At 60.7% G+C, this 14,310-nt stretch carries 14 protein-coding genes; 10 read left to right on the forward strand and 4 right to left on the reverse strand.

Features of this window, described 5'->3' with window-relative positions:
* Nucleotides 1-56 precede the first annotated feature (56 nt).
* The 3 genes from ACEW8Q_RS14185 (at nt 57) to ACEW8Q_RS14195 (ending at nt 4,423) form a co-directional block, all read left to right on the forward strand.
* The gene (locus tag ACEW8Q_RS14185; RefSeq protein ID WP_373504701.1) at nt 57-1,937 is read left to right on the forward strand and encodes an alkyl sulfatase dimerization domain-containing protein; all 1,881 of its coding nucleotides are present in this window, start codon (nt 57-59) and stop codon (nt 1,935-1,937) included.
* A 142-nt stretch (nt 1,938-2,079) separates the two neighbouring features.
* Nucleotides 2,080-2,580, forward strand: a complete 501-nt coding sequence (locus ACEW8Q_RS14190) for a DUF1269 domain-containing protein (protein WP_373504702.1) — start codon at nt 2,080-2,082, stop codon at nt 2,578-2,580.
* Between the two features lie 994 nt (nt 2,581-3,574).
* Nucleotides 3,575-4,423: a hypothetical protein gene (locus ACEW8Q_RS14195; protein WP_373504703.1), complete on the forward strand. Its 849-nt coding sequence runs from the start codon at nt 3,575-3,577 to the stop codon at nt 4,421-4,423.
* A 211-nt stretch (nt 4,424-4,634) separates the two neighbouring features.
* Here the strand turns inward: ACEW8Q_RS14195 and ACEW8Q_RS14200 are convergent, their stop codons facing one another.
* Nucleotides 4,635-5,216: a sensor histidine kinase gene (locus ACEW8Q_RS14200; protein ID WP_373504704.1), complete on the reverse strand. Its 582-nt coding sequence runs from the start codon at nt 5,214-5,216 to the stop codon at nt 4,635-4,637.
* A 300-nt stretch (nt 5,217-5,516) separates the two neighbouring features.
* On the opposite strand from ACEW8Q_RS14200, the gene ACEW8Q_RS14205 reads away from it, so the two are divergent.
* A complete protein-coding gene (locus tag ACEW8Q_RS14205; protein WP_373504705.1) occupies nt 5,517-6,329 on the forward strand; it encodes a transporter in 813 nt (270 codons plus the stop codon).
* A 33-nt stretch (nt 6,330-6,362) separates the two neighbouring features.
* Nucleotides 6,363-8,279: an amidohydrolase gene (locus ACEW8Q_RS14210; protein ID WP_373504706.1), complete on the forward strand. Its 1,917-nt coding sequence runs from the start codon at nt 6,363-6,365 to the stop codon at nt 8,277-8,279.
* A gap of 305 nt (nt 8,280-8,584) precedes the next feature.
* On the opposite strand, the gene ACEW8Q_RS14215 is transcribed toward ACEW8Q_RS14210, so the two are convergent.
* Complete coding sequence (locus tag ACEW8Q_RS14215; RefSeq protein ID WP_373504707.1) at nt 8,585-9,643, reverse strand: flavin monoamine oxidase family protein; 1,059 nt, start codon at nt 9,641-9,643, stop codon at nt 8,585-8,587.
* Between ACEW8Q_RS14215 and ACEW8Q_RS14220 the strand changes: the two genes are divergently transcribed.
* A complete protein-coding gene (locus ACEW8Q_RS14220; RefSeq protein ID WP_373504708.1) occupies nt 9,611-10,324 on the forward strand; it encodes a hypothetical protein in 714 nt (237 codons plus the stop codon). The genes ACEW8Q_RS14215 and ACEW8Q_RS14220 overlap by 33 nt on opposite strands.
* Nucleotides 10,325-10,375: 51 nt before the next feature.
* On the opposite strand, the gene ACEW8Q_RS14225 is transcribed toward ACEW8Q_RS14220, so the two are convergent.
* The gene (locus ACEW8Q_RS14225; protein ID WP_373504709.1) at nt 10,376-11,725 is read right to left on the reverse strand and encodes an ATP-binding protein; all 1,350 of its coding nucleotides are present in this window, start codon (nt 11,723-11,725) and stop codon (nt 10,376-10,378) included.
* Nucleotides 11,722-12,381, reverse strand: coding sequence for a response regulator transcription factor (locus ACEW8Q_RS14230; protein ID WP_373504719.1), 660 nt, complete (start codon nt 12,379-12,381; stop codon nt 11,722-11,724). Before ACEW8Q_RS14230 ends, ACEW8Q_RS14225 begins: the two co-directional genes overlap by 4 nt.
* Before the next feature lie 145 nt (nt 12,382-12,526).
* Here ACEW8Q_RS14230 and ACEW8Q_RS14235 point away from each other — a divergent pair, with 145 nt between their 5' ends.
* The 4 genes from ACEW8Q_RS14235 to ACEW8Q_RS14250 all read left to right on the forward strand — a co-directional run.
* The gene (locus ACEW8Q_RS14235; RefSeq protein WP_373504710.1) at nt 12,527-12,811 is read left to right on the forward strand and encodes a PepSY domain-containing protein; all 285 of its coding nucleotides are present in this window, start codon (nt 12,527-12,529) and stop codon (nt 12,809-12,811) included.
* A 169-nt stretch (nt 12,812-12,980) separates the two neighbouring features.
* Nucleotides 12,981-13,322 carry a hypothetical protein gene (locus ACEW8Q_RS14240; RefSeq protein ID WP_373504711.1) on the forward strand — a complete coding sequence of 114 codons (342 nt, stop codon included), beginning with the start codon at nt 12,981-12,983 and terminating at the stop codon, nt 13,320-13,322.
* Nucleotides 13,323-13,365: 43 nt separating this feature from the next.
* Nucleotides 13,366-13,836 (forward strand): DUF2271 domain-containing protein, encoded by a 471-nt coding sequence (locus tag ACEW8Q_RS14245; protein WP_373504712.1) that lies wholly within the window; start codon nt 13,366-13,368, stop codon nt 13,834-13,836.
* Between the two features lie 12 nt (nt 13,837-13,848).
* The coding region (locus ACEW8Q_RS14250; protein WP_373504713.1) for a PepSY domain-containing protein at nt 13,849-14,310 on the forward strand (462 nt) is incomplete at its 3' end.

A 14,310-nucleotide genomic window follows, 5' to 3' on the forward strand; every position in this document is an offset into this window, starting at 1 on the left:
GCCATGAATCTGCATGTGCTGATCGGGCCGCCCCGGCGGCGAAGGGAGAAACCGTCATGACCACCCGCCGCAACCTTCTGACCGCCGCGCCCGCGGCAGGGGCGCTCTTCACACTCGGCGCGCCCGCCCTCACAGTCCCGACCGTTGCCCGCGCGCAGGGCACGGAAAGCGTGGGACCGATCTGGCGCAGCCAGTCACTCCGCGAGCAGCCTGTCACCAATCCTGACGGCATCATCGCGGCAGCAGAAACGTTCACGGTCAACGAAAGAATGGGAGCGGATCGCAAGGTGGCCGCTCAGGTCGCGCCGGGGGTTTACGCCCTGCGTGGCTTTGGGATTGCGCAAACCTATGCGCTGGACGCCCCGGGCGGCTGGATCATCATCGACACCGCTGACACCACACAGCTCGCCGCGGAAATGCGGGCGATGCTGGAAGAAGCGGTCGGTGGCCAGATCCGGGTCGCCGCCATCCTCTTCACCCACTGGCACTACGCGTCCGCTCAGGCGCCTTGGCGCGACGAGGGGACGGAGACCTGGGGGCACGAACGTCTTGACGCCAACCTGGCGGCCGAAGGCGGCCTCACCCCCTTCCGGGGCGTGGGGCAGTCGCGAGCAATCGCACAGTTCGGGATCCTGCATCCCCGAAGTGGGCCCGACGGATTTCCCAACGTGCTCGGCTTCGGCCCGGAAAAGCTCACGGGGGATAGCAGCTACCAGCCGCCGCAAAAGACGTTCCCCAATGGGCAGATCATCCAGTTGACGATTGCCGGTGAAGAGATCGAAGTGGCGCCCAACCGGTCCGACACCACCTGCAGCGTTGGTTTCTGGTTCCCCAACCGCAAACTGCTCGTCACCAACTTCATGGTGACACCCTTGATCTTCAACATCTACACCCTGCGCGGTGGACCCATCCGCGACCCGGCCGTCTTCATTGACGATGCGCGCTGGCTGGAAAGCAAGGATGCCGAGATGCTGCTCGACATCCACAACGCCCCGATCAAGGGGCAAGCGGCGGTGCAGGCGGCCATCGAGCGTACCGTGGATCAAGTCCAGCAGATCCTCGATCAGACGATCCGGCTGATCTCGCACGGCCTCGAAGCCCGACAGGCGGCAGAGGCGATTACCATGTCGCCCGGTTTGCGCGACGGCGCAGAGCTTTACGGTCAGGTCGAAAGCCATGTCCGGGCCGTGTGGGCGCACCAGCGCGGCTGGTTCGGCAGCGATGTCTACGCCATCAACCCCCTGGGCGAGCGGGAAGAGGCCGCCCGGCTCGTGGCAGGCATGGGCGGCGCCGAAGCCGTACGGCAGGCCGCCACAACGGCGGTTGCCGAAGGTGGTCTCGAGAATTGGCGCTGGGGATTGAAGCTGACGTCGCTTCTGATGACGCTCGATCCGGACGATCAGGCCGCGCGTGCGGCACGCATTGTCGCGGCCCGCGCGCTCGGCCAGCGGACGACTGCGGCCAATGCCCGAGGTTTCTATATTACAGAAGCGCTGCAGCTGGAAGGTGGCATGCTGGCCTTGGGCCAGCCGGTCACGATCGACCTGCTCCGACGGGTGCTGGGAACGCCGCAGAAGTCGCAGTTGACGGATGCGCCGGTTTTATCGGTGCTGCAATACCTGCGCCATCTTGTCGATCCGGCGGCGGCGGGGGACCAGCGCCTCAGCTTCACCATGGCCGTGGAGGGCGATCCGGCAATGCACCGGGTCCAGCTGCGCAATGGCGTACTGATCATCTCGACGGTCGAGACAGCAGAGGCGGTCCATGTCGCCGCGACCAAGGAACAGTTGGCGGACTTCGTGCTCGGCGCCGCACCGCTGCCCGGCGATGCGCCGGAACTGTCCGGTTTCGGGAAGGTCTTTGATCGCAGCCAGTTCCTGCCGCGGGAAAGTCTGGTTGCCGCGTTAGGCAGCAAGCCTCTGGATCATGAGTACTAATGCCAACCCGCGCTGAAAATAAAACGTGAGACTGATTCCCAAGAACATACGTTCGTGGGACAGCATAGAAATCAAGCGATGTCCATGTGCACCGGTGGCGTGCCAAGGTCTAGCCATGGATCAACAGAGTAGGAATATACACATGAGTGATCTCGTTTTCATCGCATTCCCGTCAGAACAGAGAGCTGAAGAGGTCCGCGAGAAGGTCCTCGAAATGCAGAAAGAGTATCTGATCGATCTTGGCGATGCCGTTGTTGCAGTAAAGGATGACAAAGGCAGAATCAAACTCAACCAGCTTATGAATACGACGGCTGCCGGGGCTGCTTCAGGAGCGATGTGGGGATCCATAATCGGTTTGTTATTCCTGAATCCGCTGCTGGGTGCAGCCGTCGGCGCAGGATCCGGCGCACTGGGCGGCAAGCTCACGGACGTCGGGATCAATGATCAATTCATGAAGGATTCGGCAAGCGCCCTGCGGCCGGGAACGGCAGGACTCTTCCTGCTGATCCGCAAGATGACGGCGGACAAGGTTCTCGTGTATCTCAACGGCCTCGGCGGTACCGTAATGAAGACCTCGTTCGACGAAACCAAAGAGGGCGAGCTCCGCAAGGCACTCGCAGGCCAGTCGCCAACCAGCACTTGAAGTCTGCTATTGCAGCGTCCGATGCTGAACGAGACAAGCGTGCTAGAAAATTATACGAGCTGTAATAATTCCACAGGAGAGAAACATGATTTCCCGAGTTTTTGCCCCGCTGGCCATCACGCTTGGTCTGTTGCTCACGCCTGCAGTCATCCCCACGACAGCAGAAGCGGTTACAATAGACATCACTATTGGTAGTAGCCTCAACAACGGGCGAGGTATCACGTGTTGGGAGGGTGAACGCCTGCTGCGCAATCGCGGCTTCCGCGACATCCGCCGCATGGATTGCCGGGGAAGGTACTTTGTCTATCGTGGCACGCGCAACGGAAGACGGTTAGAAATTGCCCTCCGCTCCAGCGACGGCCGCGTATCGGACGTCCGCCGACTTTCAAGATAGTGATCAATTCCCTGTGAGGGCCTTGGAACCAGTTGTGGCATTTCAATCCTAAAGACCGTGCGCATCGCTTTGGCGGCAAGGCCGCTCAAGAATTATGGCTCTGAGTCAACCACCCGGCTTCTTGGCGCAGAACTCGCCGATTCCGACCTGACAGAAAGCGGATCGATCTGATAGACGTTGCCGTCGAACCAGTCGAAGGTCCCGTTTAAGACCTGCCGGACGTGACGTTCGACTTGCCAGAATGCCGACCGGCGCACGCGACGCACAACGGCCGCAGGTGCTCTCACCGCAGCGGCCGTTGGTAGCATGGCGCGCAGCAACCGCAATACTGGCCGCAACGCAGGCCGCAGGGCAATGGTCGGAGGTGGGGTGGGACTAGTGCGCTCCAACAGTCGTTGGACGGGCAACTATTATCGCCATTTCCGCAACTCAGGTGGTGAGACGGAATTGTACGTCCTGATGGCTGGGAAGTATTACCGTTACTTTGCTACGTCTGTCACAATCTCTTGCGAAGGTGGCGTGCGCGCACTTGCAAAGCGTGCGCAAACCACGCATGCTTGTTCCAATCATTATGCACTCATGGGGCTTGGGTAATTGGATATGAAATTGAGGAACGCAAGCCTGACATTGACCTGCACGCTGCTGTTGGCGTCTGCCAGCGTGACGCCCGCCGCCGCGGCAGACCTGGCGCCACTTCCTGATACAAGTGAGTGGCGCTTCACGCTCGCGCCATACGCGTGGGGCGTGGGACTCAGCGGCGACGTGGGCGTCTTCGGCCGTGGTCCAGTGGATGTCGACATTCCGTTCTCGGATATACTCGAAAATCTCGACTTTGCGGCCATGGCCGTCGCCGAGGCCCATAATGGGACCTGGGGCGTGTTCGTGGACCTCAATTATACAAGTCTCTCAGCCGGCAAATCGAGATCACGTTCCCTTGAACGCGACATATTCGAGCAGTTTGGCGCGACAGCGGAGGTGAGCGCCTCGGCTGATATCACAGAGTTCTTTGGCACTTTTATGGGACAATGGCGGGCGGTCGACTCGGATAATGTGACCTTGGATCTGATGGCGGGCGCGCGTTACTGGCATATCGACAATGACATTGAAGCCCGCGCCAGCTTGACGTTGGCCACCCCGGAGCAAGAACTCACGTGGAGCAAGGCAGTCAGCGGTTCCGATGGTGCCTCATGGGTTGATCCCATGGTGGGCATCAAGGCGCGCATCGATACGACGACGCCGGTTTATTTCACCGGATGGGGAATGGTCGGTGGCTTCGGCGTGGGCTCGGATCTCAATTGGGATGTCATGGGCGGCGTCGGATACCAGTGGACCGAAAAGTTCTCGACGGTCCTCGGTTATCGGGCGCTCGGTGTTGATTATGAGGACGATGGTTTCGTCTACGACGTCATCCAGCAGGGTGTCGCGTTTGGCGGAGTTATCAATTTCTAGCCCAGTCATCCGGGCGCTGGACGGTGGAACGTTTCACCACGCGGCCATTGCGGCTTCGCACGAAGCTGCCGCCGTCAGTTTTTTCGGCGCAACTGGGGCGGCTGTGGTGATAGTGCAGCTTCCGGCGTGGTCGACAAACTGCTGACCAAGGGGCCGATAACGGTTTGGTGGTACGTGGCGACCCCAAACGCGAGACAACAGGCCTGGCAACTCAGCCTGAAAGGCGGTCTTTCTTCATGCGCAACGTCACCACCAGTCCGCTCGGTTGCCAATCATATTCAATGGCACCGTGAAGCTGACTTGAGATGCTTCTTGCAACCATCTTGCTGCCATAACCGTGTAGCTCGGCAGGCTCCTCCACGGGCGGGCTTCCGGTTTCGACCCAGATCAGATGGATATGATCTACATTGATCGTGCTGGAAATATCAAGTGAACCGGTATCAGCCGACAGGGCTCCGTGTTTGACCGAATTGGTGGCAAGCTCATGCACAATCATCGCCAGCGTATTGGCCGTACTCTCTCCAACTCCCATGCGAGGAACCGCCACACGGATGCGTCCAGAAAAAGCTGCCGATTCGTCGTAGGGCGTGAGCAACACTGACAACAGATCACCGAGAAGGACTGCTTTCACCTCGCTGTTGGGCAGGGACCGGACGAGATCATGCGCCCGTCCCAGTGCAGTGAGGCGCTGGGTTAGATGAGTAGTCATATCGCTGATCGTCGATGCCGAGCGCGATGTAATGGTGGTCAAGCTTGTTGCAATCGCCAGCAGGTTTTTCACGCGATGGCTCATTTCCCCCGCAAGAAGCTCGTGGCCTTCTTCGGCTTGTTTACGGCCGGTGACATCGAGAAAGATGCCGAAGATGTCCCTCGATTATCTGCGGTATGGCCGCTACAGTGTTACGGCACCGAAGAACGCCAAGTACAGGCTGACTGTCCTGGTCGGCTCCTCCCTCGTTGTAGGTGCGATGCTACTCGCCGCCGCTACAGCAGGTGATTCTGGAATAGAAAATGCCATGGTGGCGAACTCCGGTTACAGAGTAAGTCTGCAACAAAGAACACCCAACTCAAACCAAAGACGAGGACAACTCAAATGCGGCTAGGGAAACTTCTGGTATGCTGCGTATCGTTGGTAATTGCCACTTGCGCCCAGGCGATTGCCGAGGACGCATCACTGGCGCAGGAACTGTCCAATCCGATCGCGTCCTTGATCAGTGTACCCTTTCAGTTCAACTACGATCAGAACATCGGTCCCGAAGAGGAGGGTCATCGGCTGACGCTGAACATACAGCCCGTGATCCCGATCTCGCTCAATGACGACTGGAACGTCATCTCCCGGACCATCGTCCCAATCGTCAGCCAGGATGACATATTCCCAGGTGCAGGCGATCAGTTCGGCCTCGGAGACACTGTTCAGAGCCTGTTTTTCTCTCCTGCATCCCCTGGCCCGAGCGGCATTATCTGGGGTGCGGGGCCTGTGTTCTTGGTTCCGACAGGCGGCTTGTCAGATGATCTCCTTTCAAGCGAGAAATGGGGCGCAGGTCCCACGGGCGTGGTTCTCAAGCAGACGGGTGGATGGACCTATGGCGCGCTCGCAAACCACATCTGGTCCTTTGCCGGCGATGATGATCGTACTGATGTAAATGCCACGTTCATTCAGCCTTTCCTGTCATACACGACTCCAGATGCCTGGACGTTCTCGCTCAACACCGAAACCACCTATAACTGGGAAACAGAAGAGTGGACTGTTCCGGTGAATGGTATCGTGAGCAAGCTGTTGACATTCGGGACACAGCCCGTCAGCCTTGCAGCAGGCGTACGCTATTATGTGGAAAGCTCTGACTCTGGGCCGCATGGCTGGGGAGCCCGCCTTGCCGTGACATTCCTGTTTCCAACCAAAAATTGACAACACGCAGCCCGGACAGCTGAGGAGCCGACAATGATCAACCGACGCACATTCATGCTTTTTGCCTCCACGGCTCTCGCCATTCGTCCGGCACTGGCCGCTGACATGGCCGACATCATCTATTCGGGTGGCCCGATCCTTACCATGAACGATGCAAACCCCCGCGTTGAGGTCGTGGCCGTCAAGGGCGGGCGCATTATGGCCGCAGGCACATCTGCGGACCTGATGAAGCTCAAGAATGACAAAACCAGGATGGTTGATCTCGGGGGCAGAACCATGCTGCCCGGTTTTGTCGATCCGCACGGCCACATGATGATGGGTGGTCTCCAGGCGCTCAGCGCCAACATGCTGCCGCCGCCAGACGGCGAGATTACCAGCATCGCGGACATCCAGAATACGCTGCGCGCCTGGGCCGAGGCGAACAAGGAGACAGTGACAGGTGCGAACCTCATCATGGGATTCGGCTATGATGATTCGCAGTTGAAGGAACTTCGCCCACCAACGAAGGAAGAACTCGACGAGGTGTCGAAGGACATTCCGGTCCTCATCGTGCATCAGTCGGGACACATAGGTGCATGTAACACCAAGTGCATCGATGTGATCGGATATACAGCCGAGACCCCTGATCCTGCGGGTGGCGTCATCCGCCGCAAGGAGGGAAGCCAGGAGCCGAGCGGCATCATCGAGGAGTCGGCCTGGTTTGGCGCCATTCCGAAGATTTTCAAGAATGTCGGCCCCAGGGGCATGACGGTGCTGGCTAAGGCAGGAGCTGATTTGTGGGCCTCCTTCGGCTACACGACAGCTCAGGAAGGCCGCTCGGTAACGGGCGTGTCGAAAGTGCTGAAGGCCGTTGCGGATCAGGGCGGCTTCAAGATCGACGTGGTTGCTTATGGTGACGTCATGGTCGACCGCGATTACGTCAAATCCAACATCAGCATGACATACACCAATCGCTTCCGTCAGGGCGGGGGTAAACTGACAATCGACGGCTCCCCACAGGGCTTCACCGCCTGGCGTGACAAGCCTTACTTTGATCCCGTTGGAAACTTCAAGCCGGGCTATTCCGGCTACCCGGCAGTGACGCCTGAACAAGTGTTCGAAACCGTTGACTGGGCTTATGCGAATAACATTCAGCTGCTTTCCCATTCAAACGGCGAAGCCTCGAGCGACGTGCTGATTGCAGCCTTGCGGGAGGCGCAGAAGAAGCACGGGAAATCCGATCTCCGCCCCGTGCTGATCCATGGCCAGTTCCAGCGGGAAGACCAGGTGCAGTCCTTTGTGGACCTTGGCGTATTCCCCTCGCTGTTCCCGATGCACACCTTCTACTGGGGTGACTGGCACCGCGACCACACCGTAGGGCCCGTCGGCGCTGACAATATCTCCCCCACCGGCTGGTATCGCAATCGCGGCGCGATGTTCTCCACCCACACCGATGCGCCAGTGGCCTTTCCGGACACCATGCGCACATTGGACTCAACCGTCACGCGCCGCACCCGTTCCGGCGATATCCTTGGGCCCGATCAGCGCGTGGATGTCATCACAGCGCTGAAGGCGATGACCATCTGGCCCGCGTGGCAACATTTCGAAGAAGCCACGAAAGGTTCGATCGAGAAGGGCAAGCTTGCCGACTTCGTGATTCTCACCGAAGATCCAACGGCTGTGGACGCCGACACCATCGATCAGATCAAGATTGCGGAAACCATCAAGGAAGGCGTCGCCATCTACACGGCATCGCCCGAGAAGCTGAAGAAGGCAGATGCGGGACGCGAGAACGGCTTCTCGAACTTCCTTGGGAAGCTCGCTTCGGAACGTGATTTCCGCAGCCTTCCAGAAAAGCGCCAGACTCCTTTGATGAAAAAGCTGCTCTCCAGCGCGCCACATAACCGCGGCTGCGTGAGTGGTGTATTGGCTGACATGACAGAAGCGATGCTGAGCGGCGATCGGGTCTGATCAAGCGCGGTGCAGCGTTGAGCTGCACCGCAATACACTCACAATGGATACGCCGTGGCTGTTTCGTCAATGTGCTAACCCACTGAACTCTGCTGGCATGTGCTGGCGCGGGGACTGACTCCCATGTGAGCGGAGCCGTGGCGTTCGCTGACACTGCTGACGATCCCTAGGCGCATTACTGACCATACGACCATGCCGAGGATTTCCCACCTTGAGGTGATTGCGACGGGCGCGTCGTCGATGGACGCCTGAGGCTAAGCAGCGGATCGTCGCCACGTCCGTGGGGCCAGGCTCTTGTGTTGAGATTAATTGCGGTCACAAAACGCCTGTGCAACACGCTTCGAGGCTTCGACCGCTCCGTTCAGGTAGCCGGGCTCTGTTTCGCTGGTCTCACTTCCTGCCAACAGCAAGCGACCTGCCCACGCCCCGGTGACCCACTCTGTGCCGGCAGCGGACGGATGGCCGGCAGCGGTAAGATCCGCCGAAGTCGCCGTCAGCCGGTCAGCGGCCCAGTCCTTCAGAAGGGTGGCGCGCGGGAGACCCGCTTCAATGCCGAACATGCGGATGAGTTGCTGGACTGCGGCACGGATGAGGATCTCCTGCCCGATGCTCTTTCGCTGGGCGGCCGGGATGCCGACAAAGCCAAAGAGTGCTGCCTTGCCCGAGGCGGTGGTGGCGTCATGGATCTCGGCGAGCGGGCCGACCATGCTCTGCGCCGTGCCAGAAAAGCCCGCATCGCGCCAGAAGGGGCGATCGTAGACGGCGAAGAATTTCGCATGCGGTGCCATCCATGTGGGTGTGCCTTGCCAGAGATCGAGTGTGGCTGGATCGGGCGCGGGGTCCAACCGGACGGCGGTGGCCAGAAGGCGCGGCGGCATCGCGGCGATCACCTGGTCGAAGCTGATGTGTTCCGGCTGCCGGTCATCCCTCGCGATGGTCACGTCGATCCCAAAGTTTGTCAGGCGCAACCCGGTCACGGCGGCGCTGGTATTCAGCGCGCTGTCCGGCAGCCCTGAGGCCAGTACGCGGATCAGTGCGGCACTGCCACCGGCCAACCGCATCGACTGCGGTTGCTGCGCCATGCCGGGCAGGCGGCTCGGCCCTTCGCGCGCCGCGCGCTCGAAGAGTGTATCGCCCCTGCTGTACTGGGCAAAAGCCCGAAGGCCGAGCTCGGCGACAAGGTTGCCGATGGCAGGCTGCATCTCGGGCCAGAACCATGAAGGACCGAGGTCAAAGCCATCTTCAGCCTGGCTTCCGTTCTCATCAACGGTCAGGATGCGACCGCCAAGTCGATCGCGCGCTTCGAACAGTCGAAACGAGATGCCTTCGCGATGCAGCAGGCGCGCCGCGTTCAGTCCGGCCATGTGTCAGCCACGTGGAATCCGTTCGCGGAACTGTCTGTCTATGCGGGCCTGGACTACCGCCGCGTTCCCTTCCTTCTGACATCCAATGCCCTGCTTGGCCAGCCGGTGGGGTCGCTCTCGGAACTCTTCGACATCTACGGAACCAATCGGGTGGAAACTCTGGCCGTCGACCGCACGGCAACGGCGGCGACTGCCACGCTCGGCTTTACCTATGCCCTGTCGGATGACTGGACCGTCTCGCTCGAGGGAACGCTCGCGAATTATTCCGGCACGCCCGCTTCGGGGGGAGTCGGTTCAGTGCCATCTCCGGGCCTCGAATATTACATCTGGGGACGGGTCGACGGGTCGAATGTCTTCACCGAAGGTGACTACGCGGGATTTGGTCTGACCGCTGTCGAGAACGAGACTTACCGGAGCTACATTGCAGATGCAGTCCTCCGCTATCCCCTGAGTGACCTCTGGCGGCTGTCTCCGCAGTTCAGGCTGGCCTATCGAACGGGCAATGATACGGACTTGCGGCAGCTGTTGCTGATGCCTTCATTGGCCCTGAGCTACGACGTGACCAGCCATTGGACGATTGCCGGGGAAACTGCTGTGCTTTGGGAAGAGCAATCGTTGAGCGATGAACAGACCTCGAACCTGGATTTGCGATTGGGCCTCGGAATTCGGTATTCGTTTTGAAAGTAGGTGATGGACAAGTGACCGATGTGCGCTGTGGGCATTTCTTGCTGGTCAAAGAGTCTGTTCGGCTTGAGCAATGACCGGCAAACGTATGGATGCCTCAAAGCCAGTAGAACTTCCACGACGGGGTGACTGCAGGATGAGTTCTGTCGAAATCCGGTCCGCGATGGCAGCCACGATCGCGAGGCCGAGACCTGTGCCATCCTTGCCTTGGCCATCGCGCCGGAACCGTTCAGTCAGGTGGGCGAGTATATAGGGTTCAATCACGGGTCCCCCATTCGCCACGCGGAACGTCCCATCGTCTTCCAGGGTGACATCGACCGGCTCTGCCGGCGATCCGTGACGCAAGGCATTCTCGACCAGGTTCCGGCAGATGATCCCGAAGGCATCGGGATCGAGATCGGAAAGCACCGGATGCAGCGGGAAGTGAGTGATGATGCGATCCGGTCCGCAGAGCCGTTCAAGGTCTGCCAATATGATGTCGGCGATTCTACGCAAGTCTGTGCTGCTATCGAGCCGCAAGGGTCCGCCTTCGGCACGCGCCAGCTGCAGCAGGCGTTCGGCCATCCGCGTCAGCCGCTTCAGAGATGCCTCGATGTCGGCTGCCCTTTGCCGCGCGCTGGCATCCGCCGTTTCGGCCTGCAGCCTCTGCGCCTGCGCGATGGCGCCGGCTAGCGGCGTTCGCAGTTCGTGAGCAGCATTGGCGGCAAAGCTGCGCTCGGCATCGAAGGCTGCCTTCAGCCGTTCGAGAAGTCCGTTCATGGTGTCGGCGAGCGGAGCGATCTCGGAAGGCAGTCCGGCAGAAGGAACGGGCGAGAGGTCTCGCGCGCCACGAGCCTGGAGCCGGTCCTGAAAGCGATGAAGCGATGAGAGTCCCGCCCGCACGGCCAGGAAGATGGCCAGCAAGGCGAGTGGGATGACGATCAGAATGGGCAGGCCCAGCACCATCTCGATCTCACGAGCGATTGCCGCGCGGTGCGCAAGAGGTTCCGCAACGGAGATCCGGATGCTGCCCTGCAAGGCATCATCGTTGTAGATCCTGTACGCCGCAGTCTGGCGGAAACCCGGACTGTCGTAGGCAGGGAACAGGGCAGGGTCCGCAGCGTGCGACTGCAGCAACACCCGCCCACTCTCATCACGCACGATATAGGTCAGATATTCTTCGTGCTCGCGGATGGTGCCGAGGCGCTGGTTCACGCCGTCCTCTTCGCGGCCCACGATGTCGACAACGGCAAGCGGCAGGAGGCGCTGCGCGGTTTCCTGAAGTGCTGAGTCGAAGACCTCGTCGATTTCCTGCCGGAGAATGAGCGCCGTCACGGAGGCTGCGGCAATCCACAGCAGCGTGAGGAGTACGCCCAGCGAGACGCCTAGGCGCCCCTGCAGGCTGCGCGGCAGCCTCACGGTTCGCCCAGCCGATAACCCATGCCGCGCTCCGTCTCGATGACATCTGCCCCCAGTTTCTTGCGCAAGCGGCTGACATGGACTTCGATCGTGTTGCTTTCGATCTCGGCGCCGAAGGCATAGAGCTTTTCCTCGAGCTGCGCCTTGGACAGCAATTGACCCGGACGTGCGAGAAGGGCTTCGAACAGGGCCCATTCGCGCGCCGTCAGCTGGATCGGTTTCCCGGCGCGGCGGATGCTGCGCGCCGCAAGGTCGATGTCGAGCGTGCCATGGGAGATGATCGGATTCGGATTGCCCGCATAGCGCCGTGCGACGGAGCGGATGCGCGCTGACAGTTCGGCCAGATCGAAGGGCTTGACGAGACAGTCGTCGGCGCCCGCGTTCAGCCCGTCGATGCGGTCGGAGACCTGGTCCAGCGCGGTGAGGATGATGACGGGGGTCGCGTCGCCGCGGTTGCGGAGTGTCTTGAGGAAGCCGATGCCGCGGCCATCAGGCAGCATGAGATCGAGCAGCACCAGTTCATAGGCCGTGCCTGCCATCGAATCTCTCGCCGCATCGAGGCGCGTGACCCAGTCAACCGAGTGGCCGTCCGCACCGATCTGGTCTCGCACGGCGGCGCCCAGAACGGTGTCGTCCTCGATCAGCAGGATGCGCATGGTATTCCCGTTCTCTCCGTATTGCGGCATTCATTGGTCTCCGCGGCTGACTGAAACCTGACGCACGACGCCACGATGCTTCAGGATGCCGTCAGCTTTCCCGTGCAGGGTTCAATCTGCTTGGCCGCCTTGTGGAGTTTGGCCCATGAATATGAATCTGACAATTCTTGCCTTTCTGATGCTTTTGCCATCCGGGGCCGCCTTTGCCGACGACGATTGTTCGGTGCCCATGGACGACTGGCAGCCGCGCGAGGCCGTTGCGCGCCTTGCCGCCGAAAATGGCTGGAAGGTGCGCAGGATCAAGATCGACGATGGCTGCTACGAGATCATCGGCCGGGATTCCCAGGGGCGCCGGATCGAGGTCACGGTTCATCCCGCGACGCTTGAGGTCATGGCGATCGAGTACGAAGATGATGACGACGACGACTGATCGTTGACGGCTGCCAGGCAGCCTGTCCGGAACATCCTTGCGCAAAGCCCGCCCCTGAACCGGCGGGCTTCTTGATTCTGACGGCAAGCTGAAGCGGAAATCTGAGGCCCGTCAGGCTGATCTCAGGTGGCATCTCCAGAGTGACGGCATAACCAAGGAGACACTGCCCATGAAGAGATCACTTGCCCTGCTGATTGCATCGACCGCGCTGACGGCCGTCCTCGGAACCTTCGCCTGGAGTGCCATGCCAGGTGTGGCCGGCGGAGTTGGCAGCCCGGTTGCAGCGGTATTCGATGACACCCCGGACGCCGCGCTGCTCCTTCTGGCCAGCGATGACGATGATGACGATCACGGCGACGATGACGACGACGATGATGATGACGACGATGAGTGTGACGACGGCAATTGCGGGCGTGGATCGGCGCGCAATCCCGCTCCGGCAGGCACGGTCGCCCCGCCCGAGAACGGCCTCTTCGGAAACGGCGCGCCGCCGCAGGTTCAGGTGAACTGAACCAGATCGCTCACGTCATTCTCCCAAACGAGGTATCTCGAACATGAAAGCTCTTCTTGCAGCGCTGGCGCTGACAACCGCGCTGACGCTTCCGGGTGTTGCGATGGCGCGGCCCGTGACACTGACCGCGACACTCAAGAACTATGGTGGCGATGGAGCCTATCTGGCGCTCTACGTCACCGACCCGCAGGGTGCCTATGCCGGCAGCCTGTGGATGGCGGGCGGCAAGTCGAAGTACTACCAGCATCTCACCGACTGGTATCGCGCAACCAATGGCGACACTGCCCAGATCAACGGCATCACCGGTGCCAGCGTCGGCGCGGGGCGGAAGCTCAAGATCACGCTCGACCTGGCCGATGCGCTGTTTGATGCAGGCTACACGCTCCACATCGATGCTGCCGTCGAGGACATGCGCGAAAGCCCCAATGAAGTCGCCGTGAAGCTCACGACGGAGGGTGCAGGCAAGCCCGCGCGCGGCCGCCGCTATGTGGCCAGTTTCAAGTACGAAATGTAAGGAACTCGCATCATGCTCCGCGTTCTGCATCGCTGGCCGGGATTGCTGGCTCTCGTCCTGATCACGATTCTGGCGCTCAGCGGAGCGGCGCTGTCGGTCTTTCCGGCAGCGGAGCGGCTTGCGTCTCCCCAGGCCTCGAGCGGGCTCAGTGTTGCTGAACTCGTCTCGCGGATTCAAACCGCATATCCGGGAGTGGAGCAGATCCGCCGTGCGCCGTCCGGCCGGATCACCGCCTACTGGTTCGCGGATGGTGTACCGGGAGCCGCGATCATTGATCCGGGCTCAGGCCGGGGGATTGCATCTGCGGACCCCAACACGGCCGAACGCTGGCTGACCAATCTTCACCGCTCCCTGTTCCTCGATGATGCCGGCCGGATCACCATGGCGGCAGGTGCCGCTGCGATGCTGATGCTGGTCGTGTCTGGCGCGGGCCTCGTCGCACGGCGCGCGGGCGGCTGGAGACGATGGTTCTCG

Source organism: Aestuariivirga sp. (assembly GCF_041738905.1).
Taxonomy (GTDB): Bacteria; Pseudomonadota; Alphaproteobacteria; order Rhizobiales; family Aestuariivirgaceae; genus Aestuariivirga.

Excerpts from the sequence above, each read along its gene's own strand:
- ACEW8Q_RS14185 (WP_373504701.1), top strand. The coding sequence starts at position 57 with ATGACCACCCGCCGCAACCTTCTGACCGCCGCGCCCGCGGCAGGGGCG.
- ACEW8Q_RS14190 (WP_373504702.1), top strand. The coding sequence starts at position 2,080 with ATGAGTGATCTCGTTTTCATCGCATTCCCGTCAGAACAGAGAGCTGAA.
- ACEW8Q_RS14195 (WP_373504703.1), top strand. The coding sequence starts at position 3,575 with ATGAAATTGAGGAACGCAAGCCTGACATTGACCTGCACGCTGCTGTTG.
- ACEW8Q_RS14200 (WP_373504704.1), bottom strand. The coding sequence starts at position 5,216 with ATGAGCCATCGCGTGAAAAACCTGCTGGCGATTGCAACAAGCTTGACC.
- ACEW8Q_RS14205 (WP_373504705.1), top strand. The coding sequence starts at position 5,517 with ATGCGGCTAGGGAAACTTCTGGTATGCTGCGTATCGTTGGTAATTGCC.
- ACEW8Q_RS14210 (WP_373504706.1), top strand. The coding sequence starts at position 6,363 with ATGATCAACCGACGCACATTCATGCTTTTTGCCTCCACGGCTCTCGCC.
- ACEW8Q_RS14220 (WP_373504708.1), top strand. The coding sequence starts at position 9,611 with ATGCAGCAGGCGCGCCGCGTTCAGTCCGGCCATGTGTCAGCCACGTGG.
- ACEW8Q_RS14215 (WP_373504707.1), bottom strand. The coding sequence starts at position 9,643 with ATGGCCGGACTGAACGCGGCGCGCCTGCTGCATCGCGAAGGCATCTCG.
- ACEW8Q_RS14230 (WP_373504719.1), bottom strand. The coding sequence starts at position 12,381 with ATGCGCATCCTGCTGATCGAGGACGACACCGTTCTGGGCGCCGCCGTG.
- ACEW8Q_RS14235 (WP_373504710.1), top strand. The coding sequence starts at position 12,527 with ATGAATATGAATCTGACAATTCTTGCCTTTCTGATGCTTTTGCCATCC.
- ACEW8Q_RS14240 (WP_373504711.1), top strand. The coding sequence starts at position 12,981 with ATGAAGAGATCACTTGCCCTGCTGATTGCATCGACCGCGCTGACGGCC.
- ACEW8Q_RS14245 (WP_373504712.1), top strand. The coding sequence starts at position 13,366 with ATGAAAGCTCTTCTTGCAGCGCTGGCGCTGACAACCGCGCTGACGCTT.